Raw genomic sequence first — 2,875 nt, 5'->3', positions numbered from 1 at the left:
CAGGAGCTGCTGGGTGTCGAGCGGGTCGGCCGCCATGACCATTTCTTCGAACTGGGCGGCCATTCGCTGCTGGCGGTGCAGGTGGTGTCGCGCCTGCGCGAATTGCTGGGACGCGAAGTGGCGCTGCGCGAACTGTTTGAACAACCAACCCTGGCCGGCCTGGCGCAACTGGTGGCTGCGGGTCGGCAGACGCAGTTGGGTGCGATCACGGTGGCCGAGCGCGGCGATGCGCTGCCGCTGTCGTGGGCGCAGCAGCGCCTGTGGTTCCTCGACCAACTGGACCATGCGGCAGGTGCGGCCTACCACATCCCGGCCGGGCTACACCTGCGCGGCCGTCTGGACCGGGCAGCGCTGCAGGCGACGCTGGACCGCATCGTGGCGCGCCACGAGGGCTTGCGTACCACGTTTGTGCTGGCCGATGGCCAGCCGGTGCAGCGCATCGCGCCGGCCGATTGCGGCTTCGCCCTGGAGCAGCAGGACCTGAGCGGCTTGAGCGGGCATGAGCGCGAATTCGCCGTCGAGCGCATGGCGCTGGAAGAATCGCAGGCGCCATTCGACCTGGCACAGGGTCCGCTGATCCGCGGCCGCCTGCTGGTGCTGGGGGAAGAAGAACATGTGCTGTTGATCACGCAGCACCACATCATTTCGGACGGCTGGTCGATCGGCATCCTGGTGCGCGAAGTGAGCACCCTGTACCGCGCCTTCAGCCAGGGCGAAAGCGATCCGCTGCCGCCGCTGCCGCTGCAGTACGCTGACTACGCGGTGTGGCAGCGCGACTGGCTGCAAGGCGAAGCGCTGCAACGCCAGCTGGACTTCTGGCACGCNCTGCCGCCGCTGCCGCTGCAGTACGCTGACTACGCGGTGTGGCAGCGCGACTGGCTGCAAGGCGAAGCGCTGCAACGCCAGCTGGACTTCTGGCACGCCCACCTGGATGGCGCACCGGCCCTGCTGGAACTGCCGACCGACCGCGCGCGCCCTGCGGTGCAGAGCTATGCCGGCGGCCAGGTGGCCTTGACGCTGCCGGCGCCGCTGGTGGAAGGCTTGCGCGAACTGGGCAAACGGCATGGCACAACGCTGTTCATGACGCTGTTGGCCGGCTGGTCGCTGCTGCTGTCGCGTCTGAGCGGTCAGGACGAGGTGGTGATCGGCACGCCGGTGGCCAACCGCCAGCGCAGCGAAGTGGAAGGCATGATCGGCTTCTTCGTCAACTGGACGTGGCGCAACTGCTGGCGCAGGTAAAGGCCAGCACGCTGGACGCCTACGCCCACCAGGACGTGCCGTTCGAGCAGGTGGTGGAAGTGCTCAAGCCGCAGCGCAGCCTGGGCCACAGCCCAATCTTCCAGGTCGTGCTGTCGATGAACAATACGCCAGACGGCGGCGAATTCTCTTTGCCTGGCCTGACTATTTCAGGGACCGGCCAGAAATTCACGACGACCCAGTTTGACCTGTCGCTGTCGCTGGTCGACAACGGCGAAGTGGTCGCGGGGAACCTGACCTATGCCAGCGACCTGTTCGACAAGACCAGCATCCAGCGCCTGCTGGCACGCTGGCAGCACGTGCTGGCTGCCATGGCAGCTTCGCCGCAACTGCCATTGCAGCAGTTGGTCATGAACGGCGAAGCGGAAATGCAGCAACTGCTGCACGACTTCAATGCGACTACGCGCAGCTACCCGGGCGAAAGCCTGGTGCATGCCGAGTTTGCGCGGCTGGCAGCGGCGCAGCCGCAGGCGCCGGCCCTGCTCGGCGAGCAGGCTACGGTCTCCTATGGCGAATTGAATGCGCGCGCCAACCGCGTGGCGCATTACCTGCGCGCGCTGGGCATCGGGCCCGATGCGCGCGTCGGGCTGTGCCTGGAGCGCGGCGCCGACATGATYGTGGCSATGCTGGCCGTGCTGAAAGCCGGCGGCGCCTACGTGCCGCTGGACGCTGGCTACCCGGCCGAGCGGCTGGCCTTCATGCTGGCCGACAGCGCGCCGGCGGTGCTGCTGACSACGGCGGCGCTGGAAGACGTGCTGCCGGTGCAAAGCCTGACGCGGGTGCTGCTACTGGACGACGACAGTTACGGCGACGTGACGGCGGTAGCGCGCCAGCCGGACAGCGATCCGCTGGTGCCGGGCCTGGGCGCGCGCAATCTGGCGTATGTGATGTACACCTCGGGCTCGACCGGCCAACCGAAAGGGGTCATGATCGAGCACCGCAACGTGCTGCGCCTGGCACTTAACAGCGGCTTCGCGCCGCTGACGCCGGCTGACCGGGTAGCGCACTGCGCCAGCCCGGCSTTCGATGCGGCGACCTGGGAAATCTGGGCGCCGCTGCTCAATGGCGCCAGCGTGCTGCTGGTGCCGCAGGCGGTGGTATTGGCGCCGCAGCAGCTGTGCCAGGCCCTGGTGGCTCTGGTGCCGGGCCTGGGCGCGCGCCACCTGGCGTATGTGATGTACACCTCGGGYTCGACCGGCCAGCCGAAAGGGGTCATGATCGAGCACCGCAACGTGCTGCGCCTGGCACTTAACAGCGGCTTCGCGCCGCTGACGCCGGCTGACCGGGTAGCGCACTGCGCCAGCCCGGCCTTCGATGCGGCGACCTGGGAAATCTGGGCGCCGCTGCTCAATGGCGCCAGCGTGCTGCTGGTGCCGCAGGCGGTGGTATTAGCGCCGCAGCAGCTGTGTCAGGCCCTGGTGGCYGGSGGCGCTACGGCGCTGTGGCTGACGGTGGGCCTGTTCAACGAATACCGCCCGGCACTGGGGGCAGCCTTTGCCGGCCTGCGCTACCTGCTGGTGGGCGGCGACGCGCTGGACGTGGACAGCGTGCGCCAGCTGCTGGCCAGTGAGCAGCGCCCGCAGCAGCTGATCAACGGCTATGGTCCAACCGAGAGCAC

At 68.2% G+C, this 2,875-nt stretch carries 1 protein-coding gene and 2 pseudogenes; all 3 read left to right on the top strand.

Going from position 1 to position 2,875, the window contains the following annotated elements:
• Positions 1–6 precede the first annotated feature (6 nt).
• Positions 7–824 (top strand): annotated as a pseudogene (locus ASD58_RS32900) (condensation domain-containing protein); the annotation flags it as partial.
• Between the two features lie 37 nt (positions 825–861).
• A pseudogene (locus tag ASD58_RS32895) lies at positions 862–1,580 on the top strand (condensation domain-containing protein); the annotation flags it as partial.
• On the top strand, positions 1,569–2,875 hold a 1,307-nt coding region (locus ASD58_RS20795), incomplete at its 3' end, for an AMP-binding protein (RefSeq protein WP_373994463.1). The pseudogene ASD58_RS32895 and the gene ASD58_RS20795, both read left to right, overlap by 12 nt.

It is taken from the genome of Duganella sp. Root1480D1 (assembly GCF_001427305.1).
GTDB lineage: Bacteria > Pseudomonadota > Gammaproteobacteria > Burkholderiales > Burkholderiaceae_D > Rugamonas.
The sequence above is the reverse complement of the archived record's forward strand: the minus strand, read 5'-3'. Positions and strand labels throughout refer to the sequence as shown.